The organism is Kribbella sp. NPDC049584, from assembly GCF_040675555.1.
Taxonomy (GTDB): Bacteria; Actinomycetota; Actinomycetes; order Propionibacteriales; family Kribbellaceae; genus Kribbella.
Map to the genome: position 1 here is coordinate 225793 of NZ_JBFAPF010000004.1, position 17409 is coordinate 243201.

Here is a 17409-nt window from a genome sequence, read left to right on the forward strand (position 1 = left end):
CCGGGGAAAGCATCACCGACCGCGCATAATCGATGACACCGCCCAGCGCCCGTCGTACACCGCCGGAAGGCTGGCTCATGCGCAGGACTGCCCGACTACTCCCACTCGTGCTGACCGCGGCCACCCTGATTCCTCTGCAGCACGACGATTCCGCCGCCGATTACCAGGAGATCCCGCTCGACGGCCCGTCCGTCCGGGCGCAGACCGACCCGTTCGGCATGGTCGCCGTCACCTGGCCCGAAGGCACACAGAACGTCACCGCAAAGGTCCGCGTCGAGCAGGACGGACAATGGACCGACTGGCAATCGTTATCGGTGGAAGACGATCACGGTCCAGATCCATTGGTAACTGAAGGAATTGAACGCGGCGGCACCGAACCTTTGTGGGTCGGAAATGCCACCGGCGTCCAGGCGAGTGCCACGACCGGTACCGGTACGACGATCGCCGGCGCGAAGGTCGTGCTGATCCAGCCCGGTGTGCTCGCGTCCGATACCGGTGAGCCGTCTGCGCAGTCGATCGAGCCCGCCGCCTCGCGAGCGCCGTACCCGATGCCGTTGATGGTGAGCCGGAAGCGCTGGGGCGCCGACGAGCGACTGCGCAGTCAGAACGGGGCCGCGTGCGCGCGTCCGAAGTACACGACGACCGTGCTGGCGGCGTTCGTGCACCACACCGCCGATCGCAACGACTACACGCGAACGCAGGTCCCGGCGATGGTGCGGGCGATGTATGCGTACCACGTGAAGAGCCGCGGCTGGTGCGACCTCGGGTACAACTTCCTCGTCGACCGCTTCGGCCGCGTCTTCGAAGGCAGGTACGGCGGTGCGCAACTGCCGGTCCTCGGCGCGCACACGGCCGCGTTCAACGCGAACTCGTTCGGCGTCGCACTGATCGGCAACTTCGAGCAGGCCGCGCCGCCGGCCGCGATGCTCGAGTCCACCGCGCGGGTGATCGCCTGGAAGCTGGACGCCAACTATCGGTCGCCTCAGGCAACGATCCGGCTCGACGGCAGCAGTCTGCACACGGTCTCCGGCCATCGCGACACCAAGGCGACCGCGTGCCCCGGGACCCAGCTGTACAACAAACTCGGCTGGCTGCGACAGCGCGTGAACACGTTGATGGGCGGGAGTTTCTCGACGCCGATCTACCGGTACGCGCGCACGCTCGGGTTCCGCACCATCGGCCAGCCGTTCTGGGGCGAACACCGGACCCGCACCGGCTGGGCGACGTACTTCGCCACTCGTGACGTCTTCTACTCCGTTGCCAGCGGCACCCATTCGACGGCCGGCGCCTTCCGGACGCGCTTCCGCCGGCTCGGTGCCGGCAGTGCGCGGCTCGGGCTGCCGATCACCGAGGCGTACCGCGTGCCGGGCGGCTCCCGGCAGAAGTTCCAGCGCGGCTGGCTCGTGTGGGACCGCCGCGCACGTCAGGTCAATCTTGTGTACGGGAGAGCTTCATGAGAACGGTACCGATTTCTGGGCGTGCGATCGCGGCCGTCGTCCTGTCGTCCACGGTCATCAGCGCGACCGCGCAGGCCCGCGAGATCGTCCCCACGGCAACGGCCCCGGACACGACGATCATGGGTCGCGGCTTCGGCCACGGCCGCGGGCTGTCGCAGTACGGCGCGCAGGGTGCCGCGCTGGCGGGGAAGTCCGTCAAGCAGATCCTGGACTTCTACTATCCGGGCACGACGACCGGGAAGGCGACCGGCAGCATCCGCGTCCGGATCAGCGCGGACACCACCGACGGCGTACGGGTCGGGGCGGTGAACAAGCTGAGCGTCCGGTCCTTTGCCACCGGCAAGGTCTACGTGTTGCCCCAGGCATCGAACCGGAACCAGTGGTCGATCGACCCCAACGGCGAGCACGGGACCAAGCTCAGCTCGTACGACGCCAAGACGAAGAAATGGACGCTGTACAAGACGTTCACGGGCATGGCGCAGTTCGAAGGAGCTGCCGTGATCGGCCTGATCCTGCCGAGCGGCGCCGTACGGCGGTATCGCGGCGCACTGCGGGCGATCGACGTGTCCGGAACGCATCTGGACACCGTGAACGTCGTACCGCTGGAGTACTACCTGCGCGGCGTCGTACCGCGGGAGGCCTTGTCCAGTTGGAGACCGGCCGCGCTGCAGGCACAGGCCGTTGCCGCGCGCACCTATTCGGTCTTCCATCGCGATCGCGCGTCGAGCAAGGCCTACGATCTGTGCGACACGACGTCCTGCCAGGTGTACGGCGGGTACGACTCGGAGGAGACGTCGACGAACAACGCGATCGCGGCGACCGCGGGGCAGATCCGGTTGTACAACGGCAAGCCGATCATCGCCGAGTTCTCGTCGTCGAACGGCGGGGCGACCGCGACGGGGGACGTGCCGTACCAGGTGATGAAGGCGGACGGCTGGGACGCGTACCCGAAGAACGGGAACCCGAACGTGACCTGGACCGTGACGCGGTCGGCGGCGGACATGCAGTCCGTCTTCGCCGTCGGATCGATCCGGTACGTGCGGGTGCTGAAGCGGAGCGGCGTCGGGCCGGGTGGCGGTCGGGCGCTGACCGTCGAGGCGGTCGGGTCGAAGGGGAAGCGGGTGCTGACCGCGGACCAGGTCCGGATCCGGCTGCATCTGAAGTCCGGCTGGATCAGCTTCCCGGCGCGCAAGCTTGATATACCAACCAGCATTGTCGAAGAGCCTGGTCGCTGAGCCATTGACGTCGTGTCCGTGCGCCGGTTAGAACGTGACATCGATGTCAACCGCCACCGCCCAGGAGGAGTAGGTCGATGCGCAGGAAATTTGGTATATCAACTCGTCTGGCCGCCGGAGTACTCGCGGTCACCGTCCTCGGGTCGCTGAGCATGACCACGGCCGACGCGGCGACCGAGCCGAACGCAGCTCGGGCGCGCGCGTCGTACGACGCGATCAACAAGTACTTCGACGCCGGCAACGGGGGATTGCTGCGGGAGGAGTACCCGAACACGCAGACCAATCCGTACTCGTACGTCTGGCCGTACTCGCAGGCCTCGATCGCGGCCGAGGACCTGGCCGGCATCCCCGGTGCGGGCCGCAAGGCGTCGGCGGAGGCCGACCGACGGCTCGCGGCGTACGAGTTCTACTGGAACTCGGGTACGACGCCGACCGGATACGACTCGTACGTGCGGCCGCCGAACGGTCAAGGTGGGGACAAGTTCTACGACGACAACGAGTGGATCGGGCTGAACCTGATCCAGCGGTACAAGCGGACTGGTGACCGCGCTGCACTCGCTCGGGCGAAGGACATCTTCGCGCTCGTCGTCCACGGCTGGGACACCGATCCGTCGCACCCGTGCGCCGGCGGCGTCTTCTGGACCCAGGCTCCGTGGAGCCAGGACCGGAACACGGTGTCGAACGGGCCGGGCGCCGAGCTCGGCGCGCATCTGTACCTGCTGACGCGGGACAAGTCGTATCTGACGTGGGCGCAGCGGATGTACACGTGGGCGCAGACCTGCATGCTCGCCCCGAACGGTCTGTACTGGGACCACATCGACCTGGCCGGCAACGTCGAGAAGACCCAGTGGAGCTACAACCAGGGCGTGATGCTCGGCGCCGGGGTTCTGTTGTTCAAGGCAACCGGTAACCCGAAGTACCTCAGCGACGCGAAGTCGGTCGCGTCGGCGTCGCTGGCGTTCTACAACACCCCGGAGATCCTCGCGAAGCAGGGCGCTGCCTTCAACTCCATCTGGTTCAAGAACCTCTTGATCCTGGACTCGGTAGCCCCGAACCCCAGCTACCGCAAGGCAATGCAGTCCTACGCCGACTACAACTGGACCACCACCCGGGACCCCGCCACCAACCTGTACCACTTCGGCGAAGGCTCAGTAGAACTCCTCCAACAATCCGGCATAACCCAAATTCACGCCCTCCTGGCCTGGCCCCGCTCCAGGTACGGCCTGCTCGCTTAAACATCCGCGCCGCCCGTCTCCGCAGGGGACGGGCGGCGCGGTTCTTTTGTTCAGGCTGCTGCAGTTGCCGTCTTGATCTCGACCGGCGTGATCGGCGTGCCGTCCTGCGGCCCGTTCTGCGGCGTAACACCCGCCTCGGCCACCTTGTCGATCAGCTTCGCGCTCGCCTCGTCGATCGTCCCGAACGCCGTGTACTGCGGCGTCAGCCCCGACGCATCGCCGTACACGATGAAGAACTGGCTCCCGTTGGTGTTCGCCCCGGAGTTAGCCATCGCGAGCACACCCCGCCCGTACTTCAGCGTCGGATACACCTCGTCCGCGAAGCTGTAGCCCGGCCCGCCCGATCCGGTCCCGGTCGGATCGCCGCACTGCAGCACCTGCAGGCCTTCGCCGACCGTCAACCGATGGCACTTGGTGTTGTCGAAGTACTTCTGCCCGACCAGGCTCAGGAAGTTCTTCACCGCACACGGCGCCAGCGCGCTGTCCAGCGTCAGCTGCAGATCGCCGATCGACGTGTTCAGGCTGACCTTCGACGTACCGGACGCCTTGGTCTTGCCGTCGGCCGGCGGGTTCACCTTCTTGCTGGCCGGCTCGGCGCTCTTCTTGTACGTGCAGTTGACCTCGGCCGCGAGCGGCGTCGCCCGCTTCGGCGCCGGCGCCATCGCGGTCGGAATGCTCGTCGGCTTGTTCTCCGGCCCCGCCGACGCCTGGTCGCTCGGCGCGGCCGCCGGCTTGTCGTCACCACCCACCCCGAACACCACGAAGACCCCGACGATCACCACGACGACCGTCGCGACCGAGGCGATCGTGATCGCCAGGTTCCGCCGCTGCCGGCGCCGCTCGCTCTCCCGCTCGGCCAGCCGCTTCGCCTTCCGCGCCGCCAGCTGCTGCTGATGGGTCTTCTTGGACATGCAGTAACCCTCCTCACCGGAATGCCTGCACGGGAACCTACAGCGAAAACCTGAGAACTGTCTGTCAATCCGTTCAGATTGCGGAGACTGAGCACATGACAACCATCCGTGCCGCCGGCCAAGTCGGCCGGCGGGGCGGTTAGTCGTCGAGGTTGACCTGTTGCCAGTGCAGGCGGCCTTCGTCGATGTACGGCGTCCACGCGACGGGAGGGTGAGTCGGAAACGGGGTTGCGGCGTGTCTGCGGCGGCCGAGATCCGCCCGGGCGGGCTGGTTCAGGACCAGGGCGTCCGCCACATCGGCGAGCATCTCGCCGATGCTGAACCAGTCCGGGATGGAGAACCCGCCTGATTGGTAGTCGAAGTCACCGACGCAACCGTGGTGCTCGCCCTCGCGGAGGTCGACGAAGAGGTGGCAGTCGGTGCCGGCGTCGCCGATCGGAAGGAACGCGTCGAGCCACTCGAAGGTCCGCGTCCCGGCCGACTGCTGCTCGGCGGAGGGTGCTCGATCGGGAAAGATCGAGGAAGTCACCTCACGCAGCATCTTGCGGTCGCGCAGCATCCGGTCGATCCCCATCGGGATGTAGAGAAACGGGATGAGACTCCCGAAGTCCGCGTGCCACCCGAACCCGTTGTTAAACGTCAGCCAGGCGATCAGATCGCTCGGCAGCCGGCGATCCATGGCAGCACGAAGCGCCGAGATCTCACTCCATGAAGCCGGTGGTTGAAGGTGATCCAGCGCGTGCGGCAGGTGCTCCTTCAACCAACCGATGATCATTCCCCAAGACTCCGCCACAGAACGCTCCACAACCGCCGGAGTATGTCAGCCACACGGTCCAAGAGGTCTTAGCCGTGGCTGGGGTCAGTCTTTGATTTCGCAGATTGCGGCGCCGGCGGAGACGGTGGCGCCTACCTCGGCGGTCAGGCCGGTGACGGTGCCGGATTTGTGGGCGTTGAGGGGTTGTTCCATCTTCATGGCTTCGAGGACGACGATGAGGTCGCCTTCGGCGACGGTGGCGCCTTCCTCGACGGCGATCTTGACGATGGTGCCCTGCATCGGTGAGGTGAGGGAGTCACCGGAGGCGGCGGAGCTCTTGGTTCCGCCGGCTCGCCGGGCGGGCTTCTTCTTCCCCGCGGCAGCACCGGCGCCGGCCACAGCAGCACCACCAACGGCGCCGAGACCCGCGGGCAGCACGACCTCGAGTCGCTTGCCGCCGACCTCGACCGTCACCTTCTCGCGCTCGCCCTCCTCGGACGGCTCGCCGAGCGGACCTTCGTACGGCGTGAGCTGGTTGTCGTACTCCGTCTCGATCCACCGCGTGTGGACCTTGAACCCGTCCGTCCCGACGAACGCCGGATCCGACACGACAGCCTGGTGGAACGGGATGACAGTAGGCATCCCCTCGACGACGAACTCACGCAAGGCCCGCCGCGACCGCTCGAGCGCCTGCTGACGGTCCCGGCCGCTCACGATCAGCTTCGCGACCAGCGAGTCGAACGCACCCGGCACCGTCTCGCCCTGGTCGTACCCACCGTCGAGCCGCACGCCAGGACCCGACGGCGCATGCCACCGAGTCAGCGTCCCCGGCGCCGGCAGGAACCCGCGGCCACCGTCCTCCGCGTTGATCCGGAACTCGATCGAGTGCCCCGACACGACCGGATCGTCGTACCCGAGCTCCTCGCCTTGGGCGATCCGGAACATCTCCCGCACCAGGTCCAGCCCGGTGACCTCCTCGGACACCGGGTGCTCGACCTGCAGTCGCGTGTTCACCTCGAGGAACGAGATCAGCCCGTCCTGCCCGACCAGGAACTCGCACGTGCCCGCCCCGACGTACCCCGCCTCGCGCAGGATCTTCTTGGACGACGAATACAACAGCTCCAGCTGCTCAGGCGAAAGGAACGGCGCGGGCGCCTCCTCGACGAGCTTCTGGTACCGGCGCTGCAGCGAGCAGTCCCGCGTTGACACCACGACAACGTTGCCGTGGGCATCGGCCAGGCACTGGGTCTCGACGTGCCGCGGCTTGTCCAGGTACCGCTCGACGAAGCACTCGCCGCGCCCGAAGGCACTCACGGCCTCGCGGGTCGCGGACTCGAACAACTCCGGGATCTCCTCCATGGTCCGCGCGACCTTCATCCCGCGACCACCACCGCCGTACGCCGCCTTGATCGCGATCGGCAGCCCGTACTCCTCCGCGAACGCGACGACCTCATCAGCCCCGTTGACCGGGTCCGGCGTCCCGGGCACCTGCGGCGCGCCGACTTTCTCCGCGATGTGCCGCGCCTTGACCTTGTCGCCGAGCGAGTCGATCGCCGACGGCGGCGGGCCGATCCAGATCAGCCCGGCGTCGATCACGGCCTGGGCGAACTCGGCGTTCTCGGCCAGGAAGCCGTAGCCGGGGTGGACGGCGTCCGCGCCGGAGCGCGCCGCCACGTCCAGGATCTTGGCGATGTTCAGGTAGGAGTCGGCCGGTGTCGACCCGTCCAGCGCGTACGCCTCGTCGGCGAGCCGGACGAACAGCGCGTCGCGGTCCTGGTCGGCGTACAGCGCGACGCTGCCCAGTCCCGCATCGGCGGCGGCCCGGACGACCCGGACGGCGATCTCGCCCCGGTTGGCGACCAGCACCTTGGTGATCTGCTTGCTGTCGGACACAGCTGACTCCCTTCGGCTGGCCCGAGTCTAGGGTGAACCGGCCGTCGAAGGAGACAGGGTGTTCCTCACACCACGGCGGGTTGCCGCTCGAAGAACGACTCCAGTACGACGACGGTCTGCGTGCCGATCACGCCGTCGACCTCGTGGAGCGCGCGCAGCGTGGCCTGCAGGTCCTCGGTGGTCGTCGTCCGGACCTTCACGAGCACCGACGCCGGCCCCGCGATGATGTGTGCCTCCTCGACCGCAGGGATGTCCAGCAACGCCTCGCGGGAGTCGCCCATCCAGGCGTTCGCCTCGAGCAGGACGAACGCGAGTACGCCGCGGCCGAGCGCGGCCGGGTCGACGTCGATCGTCGTACGCCGGATCACGCCGGCCGCCTTCAGCTTGCGCACCCGCTCGTGCGCCGATCCGGCCGACAGCCCGGCGATCTCCCCGAGCGCGGCGTACGACTGCGCAGCATCCTCCTGCAGCGCGGTCAGCAGCTTGCGATCCACATCATCTATGGCCATCTGCACCTAAGTCCATATGTCATTCTGTTCGCACCCATAATAGCAGGATATGGTTCGGGTATGACGATCGCACTCACCGACACCCTGCCGCGGATCCGCGCCGAGTTGGTGGTGCTCGACGAGCGCTTCGCCCGCATCGCCGGCGACGAGTACGTCGAGTGCCTGTACGACGGCGGCCGCTGGCTCGAAGGACCGGCGTACTCGCCCGCCTGGCGCTGCCTGATCTTCAGCGACATCCCGAACGACCGGATGCTCCGCTGGGACGAGGTCTCCGGACACGTCAGCGTGTTCCGCGAGCCGTCCGGCTACGTCAACGGCAACACCATCGACCGCACCGGCCGCCTGATCAGCTGCTCACAGGGCGATCGCCAGGTCGTCCGGACGGAGTACGACGGCAGCCGCACCGTGCTCGCCTCGCATCTCGGCGGCCGAAGGCTGAACAGCCCGAACGACGTGGTCGAACACAGCGACGGCTCGATCTGGTTCACCGATCCGCCGTACGGGATCACCTCCAACTACGAGGGTCATGCGGCCGAGCAGGAGCTCGACGGGTGCCACGTCTACCGAATCGCGCCGGACGGCGTACTGACGGTCGTCGCGGACGACTTCACCCGCCCGAACGGGCTCGCGTTCACGCTGGACGAGCAGCAGTTGTACGTCGTCGACACCCCCGGGAAGCACATCCGGCGCTTCGACGTCGACGGCGAGAAGCTGGTCGGCGGCGAGGTGTTCGCGCCCTGCGAGGCGGGCATGTTCGACGGGATCCGGGTGGACAGCGCCGGCCGGGTCTGGGCGGCGACGCACGAGGGCGTGCACTGCTTCGACCCGGACGGCACGCTGATCGGCAAACTGCTGCTGCCGGACGTCGTGTCCAACCTGACTTTCGGCGGCCCCAAGGGCAACCGCCTGTTCATCACGGCGACAACGTCGGTGTGGTCGTGGCTGTCAACCGCGCAAGGCGCTCAACTGGGGTTCACGGATAGGCTCAGCTGAAAGCGTTTGCAGCCGAGTTCGTGAGGAGTCGTGATGACGGGAATTCTCGAGCCGTTGGCAGGGACCGCACCGGCCGTCTGGGAGAAGCTGGACGACCGGTTCGCGGGGATCCGCGGAGACAACAAGCTCGAGCGGCTGTGGACCGGCGGTCGCTGGGTCGAGGGCCCGGTGTACTCCGCCGCGGGCCGGTATCTGCTCTGGAGCGACATCCCGAACGACCGCATCCTGCGCTGGGACGAGACCTCGTACCAGGTCTCGGTCTTCCGGCACCCGGCCGGCAACACCAACGGCCACACCCGCGACACCGAGGGCCGGCTCGTCAGCTGCGAGCACGGCAACCGGCGCGTGACGCGGACCGAACACCACGGCGGGATCACGGTGCTCGCGCACGAGTACGACGGGAAGCGGCTGAACAGCCCGAACGACGTCGTCGTGAAGCGTGACGGGTCGATCTGGTTCACGGATCCGGCGTACGGGATCGACAGCGACTACGAGGGCTACAAGGGCGAGATCGAGACCGGCGGCTGCCATGTGTACCGCGTCGGGACGGACGGCGTACTGACCCGGGTCGCGGACGACTTCAACCGGCCGAACGGGATCGCGTTCTCGCCGGACGAGTCGTTGCTCTACATCTCCGACTCGGAGGAGGGCACGATGCGCGTCTTCACCGTCGACGGCGACAAGCTCTCCGGCGGCGAGCTGTTCGCCGAGTGCGGCAACGGCATCTTCGACGGCTTCCGCCTCGACACGCAGGGCCGGATCTGGACCTCTGCCGCCGACGGCGTCCACATCTACCACCCCGACGGCACGCTCCTCGGCAAACTCCTCGTCCCCGAAACCGTCAGCAACCTCACCTGGGGCGGCCCCAAACGCAACCGCCTCTTCATCACGGCGACGACCTCCGTCTACTCCCTCTTCACCACCGCCAACGGCGCCCCGGAGGCTTACGGACCGCGGGTCTAAATTCGGTCGCCTTCTTGGTGGGCGGTGGGTGATGATGGCCTGCTGACCTGATCGAGGAGGAACTGTGGAACTGGTCGGCGTCCCGGAGCACCTTCGGGAGCTTGCGGAGAAGGTTGTCGCGGAGGCCGCTGCCGATGCGAGGGTGCTCGCGGTGGTGGTCGGGGGATCGGTTGCCTCGGGCACCAGCGATGAGTATTCGGATCTGGATCTCGTGCTGGTGTGTACGCCGGAAGGACAGCCGGAGTGCCTGGCCGAGGCGAAGGAGTTCGCCGGGCGGGTCGGGCTGTTGCTGTCGAGCTTCACCGGGGAGCATGTCGGCGAGCCGCGGCTGCTGATCGCGTTGTTCGGGCCGCCGCTGGTGCATGTCGACCTGAAGTTCGTGACGCCTGATGGTTTCCGGACGCGGGTCGAGAACGGGCTCGTGCTGTGGCAGCGGGACAACACCCTCGATGGGGTGCTCGCGGAGTCCGCGCCGAGCTGGCCGCAGCCGGATGCCCAGTGGATCGAGGACCGCATCTGGGTCTGGGTGCACTACACCGCCGTCAAGATCGCCCGCGGCGAGCTGTTCGAAGCTATCGAGGCGCTGGACATGATCCGCGGCGCCGCGATCGCGCCGCTGGCGGGGATCGGACGGACCACGCGTCCGGCCGGCGTACGGCGGCTGGAAACGCTGGCGCCGGAGCTCGTGCCGGCGCTCCGTGAGACCGTCGCGACGGCCGACCGCGAGGATTGTCTGCGTGCTTTGAAGGCGTCGGTCGAGGTCTATCGCGCGGTCCGGGAGCGCAGCGGCTTGCAGGTGGTACGGCGTACCGCAGCCGAGGAAGCCGTGGTGGCCTTCCTCGGCTGAGGGCCTTCCTCGGCTGACGGGGCTACAACTTCTTGACCTGGTCGATGATGGTGAAGACGGCCAGGAAGCCGAACGCCAGGAACGAGAAGGCCAGTACGACGGTGCGCCAGGTGGTGATGCGGATCGCGTCCGGGAGGGCGCGCGAGTTCATCCACCAGAGCAGGCCGGAGTACACGAACATCATCGTGCCGGCGGTGCAGGCCGAGATGACCAGCAGGACCAGCGGCTGGGTCAGGCCGGCCAGGAGGACGATGATGCCGAAGGCAACGAGTCCCCAGACCAGCCAGAAGTACAGCTTGGACTCGGTGATCTTCGACTCGCGCAGGTAGCGGGCCTTGATCATGTCCGACGACAGGCGTGACGTGTAGTCGACGATGCCGGCCGCGGCGGCGAACAGCGAGAACGCGCCGATCGCCCAGAACAGGTAGCCGAACCAGCCGCCGACGAGTGTCTGCAGCGTCGTACCCTCGATCTTCAGGAAGCCGATGTTGTTCTTGACGTCCGGGTTCCCGAACAGGGTGGCGTGGGCGAGCATCGACGTGAACGCGATCGTGATCACGGTGATCGCGACGAACGTCGCGGCCTGCTCGATGTTCGCGAACTTCCACCAGCGCTTCCAGCGGGCCAGGTTCGCGTCGTCCGGTGTGAACGTGTACCCGTTGGCGGTCGGATCCGCCTCGGTCTCACCCGTCACCGGTGACGTCAGCCGCGGCACGTGCGCGCCTTGGCCGAAACCCTTGTCCCGGATCCAGTTGCTCTGGACAAGGTTCTGACCGCCGCCCGCACCGGCGTACGCGATCGCACCCATCACCAGCGCGAATCCGAGCTGGTCGGCCGGGAACTGCGGGTGCGTGACCGCCTCACCGAGCGCGCTGTACGTCTTCGCACGGATCGCGAACACCAGCGCGAGGATCACGAGCAGTGCGACCGCGGCGATCTTCACCGCGATCAGCCGCTCCAGCATCACGTAGACGACCGGCGCGAACGTCAGGATCGCGCCGATCAGCAACAGCATCCCGATCGCGATCCAGCGCGGATCGCCGGCGCCGAACAGGTACGTGAGCATGCTCGCCGAGCTCGTCGCCCAGCCGGGCCAGAGGTTCGCGAAGTACGTCATGATCGCGAAGAACAGGCCCCAGTGCTTCCCGTACCGGTTGAAGCCGGTCAACGCTGTCTCACCAGTTGCCAGCGTGTACCGCTCGATCTCCATGTTCAGGAACCACTGGACCACCACGCCGACGACGGCGCCCCAGAGGAACACCAGGCCGACCTGGCTGGAGATGTACGGCCAGAGGATGAACTCACCCGAGGCCAGTCCCACGCCGGCGCCGACCATGCCGGGGCCGATGATCTTCCAGGTCTTCGTGGGCGGCTCGGGAAGGTCGCGAACTTGCGGTGCGGGCAGATTCTTGGTCGGTAGTGCGAATCGTCCGTGGTCAGTCGATGTGGTGTCTGCCATCAGGCTCCTCACTCTCCTCGACCCCCTGTCCGGGAGGGTAACGAATACTGTCGACATCGGCGACCCGACACAGCCGGATGGCAGACTGGCCGGCATGGGTGGGGTGACTGCTCTTGCCGCGTCGTACGCCGGTGCCGCCAGCGCGCCTGCCTACGCACGCCTGGCCGGCCTGGCCGCTGAGCTGCCGGGCGAGCTGCTCGTACGACGGGACGCCGGCTGGCCCGTCCTTGTGTACGACGAACCCACCGACGCAATCGCTGCGGCCGGAGAGCTTCGGGAGGCGGCATCGCTGGTGCCGGCGGGGGAGCTGCTCCGAATCGCGCTGCACACCGCGCCGACGACCGCGCCCGCCGTCCGGCATGCCGAGCAATTGCTGGCGATCGCCAATCCTGGTCAGACGTTGCTCACGGCAACGACAGCTGTGGGTGTCGCCGGCGTTGCCGATCTCGGCGTACATCGGCTGCATGATCTCGGTTCGCCGGAGCGGATCCTCGAGCTGACTTCGACGACTCAGCCGTTGCGTTCGCTGGACCAGGTGCCCAACAACCTGCCGGTGATGTTCACCAGCTTCGTCGGCCGACAGACCCAGGTGGCCGCGCTTCGAACGCAACTGGCTGGCAGCAGGCTCGTCACCCTCACCGGCCCGGGCGGCAGCGGCAAGACCCGGCTGGCTGCGCAGACCGCAGCCCAAGTAGCTGAGCGCTGGCCCGACGGAGTCTGGTGGGTCGATCTTTCCGCGGTCACCGAGGCCGGGCAGATCCCGGAGGCCGTCGCGGCCGCGATCGGTCTGCTCGTCGAGTCCGGCGACCGTCTCCTGCTCGGCCAACTGAGGACCAAGCGGGCGCTGATCTGCCTGGACAACTGCGAGCAGATCATCGACGCGGTCGCGGAGTTCGTCCTCGCGCTGCACACCGGCTGCCCGGAGATCTCCGTGCTAGCAACGAGTCGTGAGCCGCTCGACCTGCCGGGCGAGGCGATCTGGCGAGTGCCCGCCCTTGCCCCGGACGAGGCGCGGGAGCTGTTCGTCGAGCGGGCCGGGTCGGAGTTTCCTGAATCGGAGCAGGCCATCCGTTCCATCTGCCTTCGTCTCGACGGCATCCCGCTGGCGCTCGAACTGGCCGCTGCTCGGGTTCGCACGCTGACGCCTTCACAGATCGCAGCGGGCCTGGACGACCGGTTCGGCTTGCTGACTAAGAACGTGCGAGGGGTTGCGGCGCGGCAGCAGACTCTCGCCGCGTCGATCGGCTGGAGTTACGACCTGCTTTCTCCGGACGAGCGCCAGGTGTTCCGGAAGTTGGCAGTCTTCGCGGGCGGTTTCACGCTGGAGGCAGCGGCTGCGGTGTGCGACGTCGTACTCGAGGATTTTGCGCGGCTTGTCGACAAATCGCTCGTGGTGGCGGAGGGCGGCCAGTATCGCCTGCTGGAGACGATCCGCGAGTACGCCGCGGCGCGGTTGGCGGAAGCCGGCGAGACCGAGGAGACTCGTTCACGGCACCTCTCGCACTACCTTTCGGTGGCTGAGGGCGCGGAACCCTTGCTGGACGTGGACCGCGAGGCGTGGCGGGCGCGGATTGAGCCTGACCGAGAGAACTACCGGGCGGCTCTGGAGTATGGGCTGTCGGCGGATCATGATCGTGGCCGTCGGCTGGCGGCCGCGCTGCGCTGGTTGTGGAACTTGCAGGCGACGGGTAACGAGGGCATCGGGTACCTGCGCCGAGCGATCGAGCTCGCGCCGGATGACCGGTCGTTGCTTCAGGCCCGTTTGCTGTACGGGTATGCGACGGTCGCCGATACGGTCGACCCGTTCGGGTACGACGCGGCGGGTCGTGGGCTCGCGCTTGCTACCGAGCTGGGCGACGACCGGTTGCGGTCGCTCTTCCTGGCGCTGGTGGCGGTCGGCGAGTTCTTCAGGGATTTCCAGAAGGCGTGGGATCTGACGGCTGAGGGTTTGCGGCTGGCGGGGGACAACGAGCCGGCACGCAACGCGAACATCGCCTTGCAGTGCGTCCTGCTTTCCTTGTGGGACAGGCATGACGAACTGCGGCCGCTGCTCGACCTGGCGGCTGACGGCCTGATCGCCAGCGGCGAACGCGGGATTGCCTCGACTGTGTTGACCGTCTGGTCCGAGAGCCTGATGTCGACCGGTGAACCCTTGAAGGCCGTCGAGATCGGCGAGCGCGCTCTGGCCGCGGCCGAACCGCTGGCTGATTTCCACCGGGTCGGCACCGCGCGCGGGCAGCTGGCGACGCTGCTGGTGCGGACGGGTCGGTTGGACGAGGCACGCTCGCTGATGCAGCCGCTGCTCGAGTTGGCCGAGACCGCGGGCGCCGTCGTACCGAATCTCGGGCAGGTGATGGGGCTGATCTCTTACTGGAGCGGCGAGTACGACGCTGCCGTGGAGTGGGTTGCCCGTGAGACCGCGGCGGACGGTCCCTTGGCGGAGACGTTCGTACCCGCGATGCTGCTGCCGTCGGTTGCGGCCGCTCGGCGTGCCGGCGGGCATGATGCGTCGGAGCTGCTCGAGCGGGCCGTCGTACTGGCTCGTCGGTATAACCTGCCGCGGATCCTCGCGGATGCGCTCGATCAGCTTGGCCGTGTCGCAATCACTACGCAGCCGGAGAAGGCCGCCGATCTGCTGCATCAGGCGTTGACGATCCGGGTGGATCACGGGCTGCGTACGTACATCATCGACAGCCTGGAATCCCTTGCGCTCTTGGCAAACCACACCAACCGCACCGCTGACGCCGCCCGCCTGGCCACCGCCGCAGCCGCCACCCGCACGGTTTTGGGCCTGGCCACGCCGCTCGATCATCCCGACTTGCCGACCTCCTCCGGCGAGCCCCCGCTGTCATTGGACGACGCCGTCGCCTATGCCCGCCGTACTCGGGGAGCGCGCGGTCGCCCGTCTTCCGGCTGGGCCAGCCTCACTCCGACGGAGCAGCAGGTCGTCGACCTAGCGGTCGAAGGGCTAAGCAACCCCGAGATCGGCGAGCGCCTGTTCATGAGCCGTGGCACGGTCAAGACCCATCTGGCCCATGTCTACGCCAAACTCGGCGTCTCCAACCGAACCGAACTCGCCTCGCTCAAGAAGACCTGAGCATCTCCAACGCCTTACCGATCCGCCGCTCACGCGTCTCGGCCTTCTTCGCGTCGAGGATCGCCTGCACATGCTCCCGCCGATGGCTGTAAGCCAACTTGTCGAACGCCTCCCGCAACCCCGCCTCCCGCAGCGCCGCCGCGAAATCCTCCGGCACCTCAACGGTCCGCTCAGCCGTATCCCGCTCCACCGTCACCCTCACGGCATCCCCATCGCCCTTCCGCAGCTCGGCCCGGATCCCCTTGAGAATCCCCAACACCATGCACCCACCCATGGACGCGATCGATCCCCGGTACTCAATCCCGTCGAACGTAGCCCGCACCGCAATCCGCCCACCCCCACCAAGCGCCGCAACCACCTCCCCCGGCACCTCAACCCAGGCTCCGCCGCCCTCATTGACCACGATCCGCCCCTCGAACGTCTCCATGCGTTCCACGCTAATACGAAGCACAGGAGACGGATCGCTAGGACAACTCGCCCAGCCACAGCGACATCCGGTACCACGCGTCCGATCACGGCCGCGACTGCGACCGCTACGCCGTCCGACGCGAAACTCACGATCCGAAGAACCGTCGACTACCTGGGCCGCATAGCGGAAGCCACGGGCTCGGACTGGCTCCAGCAGAACCGGCCCCGGACGCGGCCACCGCCGGCATGGCGGACGTCGACGAGTGGTTCGAACAGTTCCAAGCGCACTCGTCCCGGCCCATCCTGGAATGCCACGGATCGCCGCGCCGGGGGGAGGACGAGGACGAGCCGGACGACCTGCCAGGCGTGGTCGAGTTGCCGGACGAGCGCGACTGAGAGGAGCACCACCCGATGACCGAGTTGGCATGGAAGGTCTGTGACCATCACCGCGCGCCGAGACTGCTTCACCTTGACGGCCGCGAGCACCTGGAGAGTGCTCGTGAGGGCTACGACCCGGATCTTCGGGACCCGGTCGGCGAGGAGAGGCATCTGCGGCATTGCATACATGGTGAGCAGCTCGCGGAGAAGGCCCGGACCGGGGCGAGCCTTGGGCAACGAACCATGAGCGAATTGTTCCCTACTACCGAGCCAGCCGCCCAGGTACCCCTCCGTTCCGGCGCGCGACGGCGGCACCACAACGCAGGGGCCCGGACATGATGACCGGCAGCTATGAGCGGCGTACAGGTTGGCTTCTGGACGGCGCGGCAGTTGCCTTTCTTGCGGTCTACGCCTGGCCGATCTTGAACCCCGGACTATCGCCCGGACTGGTCCGGGCCTGCTCGATTGCATCGTGGCTCATCTGGGGGCTCTTCGGCGTGGACTACTTCATCAGGCTGAGCCTGGCGGAGGATTGGAGGCGGTTCGTCCGCGGCAACCTGGTCGACCTTGCGGTGATCGTGCTGCCGCTGCTGCGGCCGATGCGTCTCGTCCGTCTGCTTCCGGTGCTGGTGCGGATGCGGCACGCCGGAATGTCGCTGCGGACCAAGGCCACGACGTACGCGGTCACCGGCGCGCTCCTGCTTGGGTTCGTGGCCGCGCTGGCTGTGCTGGACGCGGAGCGGGGCAGCGCGAAAGCCAACATCACCACCTTTGGCGACTCGCTCTGGTGGGCCGCCGCCACGATGTCGACGGTGGGTTACGGCGACCACTTCCCGACCACCGGCGAGGGCCGGATTGTCGGAGTCGCGCTGATGTTCGGCGGCGTCGCTTTGATGGGCACGATTACCGCCGCGCTCGCGTCGTGGTTTGTCGAGCAGCAGCAGAAAGAGCAATCCCCGAGGTCGCGGTCAGGATGAAACCGCTACGCCCGGGCGAGTGATCAGGAGGGGTGACCTCAGCCAAGCCGGGTGAGCAATGCGTGCATATCGCGGTGGGTAGATGTGCGGTTCCGACAGGGCGAAGGCAGAGACTTCCGCCCGATCCCGAGGCCAGCTACAACTCTAAATCTTTGTTCTTCTCTTGCTTTTCAGTCTCTTGCCTGGAGTACTCGCCCGAGCCTTCTGAATAGCCGTTTTTTTCTTCTTCTACCCTTCCTTTGGATGCGCAGCGCGCGAGGACGGTGCCCGGGTGGGAAGGCGGTGTCTGGTTG

General features: G+C 67.3%; 15 protein-coding genes. 8 read left to right on the forward strand and 7 right to left on the reverse strand.

Translation table 11 applies throughout. From position 1 onward, the window contains the following. Positions 1–77 precede the first annotated feature (77 nt). The 3 genes from AB0J62_RS17330 to AB0J62_RS17340 all read left to right on the forward strand — a co-directional run bounded on the left by AB0J62_RS17330 (position 78) and on the right by AB0J62_RS17340 (position 3927). Positions 78–1457 (forward strand): peptidoglycan recognition protein, encoded by a 1380-nt coding sequence (locus AB0J62_RS17330; RefSeq protein WP_363871134.1) that lies wholly within the window; start codon positions 78–80, stop codon positions 1455–1457. Further along, on the forward strand, positions 1454–2692 hold the full coding sequence (locus AB0J62_RS17335; RefSeq protein WP_363871137.1) for a SpoIID/LytB domain-containing protein: 1239 nt from the start codon (positions 1454–1456) through the stop codon (positions 2690–2692). The genes AB0J62_RS17330 and AB0J62_RS17335 overlap by 4 nt, the downstream gene beginning before the upstream one ends. A gap of 77 nt (positions 2693–2769) precedes the next feature. Next, complete coding sequence (locus tag AB0J62_RS17340; protein WP_363871140.1) at positions 2770–3927, forward strand: glycoside hydrolase family 76 protein; 1158 nt, start codon at positions 2770–2772, stop codon at positions 3925–3927. A 50-nt stretch (positions 3928–3977) separates the two neighbouring features. Here the strand turns inward: AB0J62_RS17340 and AB0J62_RS17345 are convergent, their stop codons facing one another. From AB0J62_RS17345 to AB0J62_RS17360, 4 genes are all read right to left on the reverse strand, one after another. Next, positions 3978–4838 (reverse strand): peptidylprolyl isomerase, encoded by an 861-nt coding sequence (locus tag AB0J62_RS17345; protein ID WP_363871143.1) that lies wholly within the window; start codon positions 4836–4838, stop codon positions 3978–3980. Between the two features lie 139 nt (positions 4839–4977). Further along, complete coding sequence (locus AB0J62_RS17350) at positions 4978–5613, reverse strand: SMI1/KNR4 family protein (RefSeq protein WP_363871147.1); 636 nt, start codon at positions 5611–5613, stop codon at positions 4978–4980. Between the two features lie 84 nt (positions 5614–5697). Next, positions 5698–7485, reverse strand: a complete 1788-nt coding sequence (locus AB0J62_RS17355; RefSeq protein ID WP_363871150.1) for a biotin carboxylase N-terminal domain-containing protein — start codon at positions 7483–7485, stop codon at positions 5698–5700. A gap of 65 nt (positions 7486–7550) precedes the next feature. Beyond that, on the reverse strand, positions 7551–7994 hold the full coding sequence (locus AB0J62_RS17360; RefSeq protein ID WP_363871153.1) for an Lrp/AsnC family transcriptional regulator: 444 nt from the start codon (positions 7992–7994) through the stop codon (positions 7551–7553). Positions 7995–8054: 60 nt separating this feature from the next. Here AB0J62_RS17360 and AB0J62_RS17365 point away from each other — a divergent pair, with 60 nt between their 5' ends. The 3 genes from AB0J62_RS17365 (at position 8055) to AB0J62_RS17375 (ending at position 10797) form a co-directional block, all read left to right on the forward strand. Further along, a complete protein-coding gene (locus AB0J62_RS17365) occupies positions 8055–8987 on the forward strand; it encodes an SMP-30/gluconolactonase/LRE family protein (protein WP_363871156.1) in 933 nt (310 codons plus the stop codon). A 33-nt stretch (positions 8988–9020) separates the two neighbouring features. Further along, positions 9021–9950, forward strand: a complete 930-nt coding sequence (locus AB0J62_RS17370; protein ID WP_363871159.1) for an SMP-30/gluconolactonase/LRE family protein — start codon at positions 9021–9023, stop codon at positions 9948–9950. A gap of 64 nt (positions 9951–10014) precedes the next feature. Continuing rightward, positions 10015–10797, forward strand: coding sequence for a nucleotidyltransferase domain-containing protein (locus AB0J62_RS17375; RefSeq protein WP_363871162.1), 783 nt, complete (start codon positions 10015–10017; stop codon positions 10795–10797). A 22-nt stretch (positions 10798–10819) separates the two neighbouring features. Here the strand turns inward: AB0J62_RS17375 and AB0J62_RS17380 are convergent, their stop codons facing one another. Beyond that, complete coding sequence (locus tag AB0J62_RS17380) at positions 10820–12256, reverse strand: Nramp family divalent metal transporter (protein ID WP_363871165.1); 1437 nt, start codon at positions 12254–12256, stop codon at positions 10820–10822. 94 nt (positions 12257–12350) lie between these two features. On the opposite strand from AB0J62_RS17380, the gene AB0J62_RS17385 reads away from it, so the two are divergent. Continuing rightward, positions 12351–15353 carry a LuxR C-terminal-related transcriptional regulator gene (locus tag AB0J62_RS17385; RefSeq protein ID WP_363871169.1) on the forward strand — a complete coding sequence of 1001 codons (3003 nt, stop codon included), beginning with the start codon at positions 12351–12353 and terminating at the stop codon, positions 15351–15353. Here the strand turns inward: AB0J62_RS17385 and AB0J62_RS17390 are convergent. After that, a complete protein-coding gene (locus AB0J62_RS17390; protein ID WP_363871172.1) occupies positions 15340–15780 on the reverse strand; it encodes a YdeI/OmpD-associated family protein in 441 nt (146 codons plus the stop codon). The genes AB0J62_RS17385 and AB0J62_RS17390 overlap by 14 nt on opposite strands. Positions 15781–15929: 149 nt before the next feature. Further along, positions 15930–16319 carry a hypothetical protein gene (locus tag AB0J62_RS17395; RefSeq protein ID WP_363871175.1) on the reverse strand — a complete coding sequence of 130 codons (390 nt, stop codon included), beginning with the start codon at positions 16317–16319 and terminating at the stop codon, positions 15930–15932. Between the two features lie 155 nt (positions 16320–16474). On the opposite strand from AB0J62_RS17395, the gene AB0J62_RS17400 reads away from it, so the two are divergent. Further along, on the forward strand, positions 16475–17116 hold the full coding sequence (locus AB0J62_RS17400; RefSeq protein WP_363871180.1) for an ion channel: 642 nt from the start codon (positions 16475–16477) through the stop codon (positions 17114–17116). Positions 17117–17409 lie beyond the last annotated feature (293 nt).

What these genes read in the sequence shown, in the direction of transcription:
- AB0J62_RS17330 (WP_363871134.1), top strand. Translation starts at nt 78, where the DNA reads ATGCGCAGGACTGCCCGACTACTCCCACTCGTGCTGACCGCGGCCACC.
- AB0J62_RS17335 (WP_363871137.1), top strand. Translation starts at nt 1,454, where the DNA reads ATGAGAACGGTACCGATTTCTGGGCGTGCGATCGCGGCCGTCGTCCTG.
- AB0J62_RS17340 (WP_363871140.1), top strand. Translation starts at nt 2,770, where the DNA reads ATGCGCAGGAAATTTGGTATATCAACTCGTCTGGCCGCCGGAGTACTC.
- AB0J62_RS17345 (WP_363871143.1), bottom strand. Translation starts at nt 4,838, where the DNA reads ATGTCCAAGAAGACCCATCAGCAGCAGCTGGCGGCGCGGAAGGCGAAG.
- AB0J62_RS17350 (WP_363871147.1), bottom strand. Translation starts at nt 5,613, where the DNA reads ATGATCATCGGTTGGTTGAAGGAGCACCTGCCGCACGCGCTGGATCAC.
- AB0J62_RS17360 (WP_363871153.1), bottom strand. Translation starts at nt 7,994, where the DNA reads ATGGCCATAGATGATGTGGATCGCAAGCTGCTGACCGCGCTGCAGGAG.
- AB0J62_RS17365 (WP_363871156.1), top strand. Translation starts at nt 8,055, where the DNA reads ATGACGATCGCACTCACCGACACCCTGCCGCGGATCCGCGCCGAGTTG.
- AB0J62_RS17370 (WP_363871159.1), top strand. Translation starts at nt 9,021, where the DNA reads ATGACGGGAATTCTCGAGCCGTTGGCAGGGACCGCACCGGCCGTCTGG.
- AB0J62_RS17380 (WP_363871165.1), bottom strand. Translation starts at nt 12,256, where the DNA reads ATGGCAGACACCACATCGACTGACCACGGACGATTCGCACTACCGACC.
- AB0J62_RS17385 (WP_363871169.1), top strand. Translation starts at nt 12,351, where the DNA reads ATGGGTGGGGTGACTGCTCTTGCCGCGTCGTACGCCGGTGCCGCCAGC.
- AB0J62_RS17390 (WP_363871172.1), bottom strand. Translation starts at nt 15,780, where the DNA reads ATGGAGACGTTCGAGGGGCGGATCGTGGTCAATGAGGGCGGCGGAGCC.
- AB0J62_RS17395 (WP_363871175.1), bottom strand. Translation starts at nt 16,319, where the DNA reads ATGCCGCAGATGCCTCTCCTCGCCGACCGGGTCCCGAAGATCCGGGTC.
- AB0J62_RS17400 (WP_363871180.1), top strand. Translation starts at nt 16,475, where the DNA reads ATGATGACCGGCAGCTATGAGCGGCGTACAGGTTGGCTTCTGGACGGC.